Annotated in this window: 1 pseudogene; it reads left to right on the top strand. The window is 47.4% G+C overall.

Features of this window, described 5'->3' with window-relative positions:
- A pseudogene (locus CHH91_RS20945) lies at window positions 1-270 on the top strand (YwiC-like family protein); the annotation flags it as partial.

The raw sequence follows: 270 nt of genomic DNA, 5'->3' as shown, positions 1-270 counted from the left end.
TGTTCTGCACTGGAGGTGCAGCAGCTTATTTCCTAGGCGGAGGCGGGTTCGATAACGGGCTTACGGCAGTAGTTCTGTTTAATTTCTTGTATTTTACCGGAACGGTGTTTTTTGTGAAATCCGTGTTTCGTGAGCGGAAGAACAGGCGGTATACATACTACTCGAAGATCTATCATGTTGTCATTTTAGCGGTGCCACTGTTGTGCGGCAATCCATGGATGAGCCTGGCGTATTTATTTCCACTGCTGCGCGCCTACAAGTTTTCAGGTA

Source organism: Virgibacillus sp. 7505, assembly GCF_002272135.1.
GTDB lineage: Bacteria > Bacillota > Bacilli > Bacillales > Amphibacillaceae > Terribacillus.
This window is presented reverse-complemented; position numbering and strand designations above follow the sequence as displayed.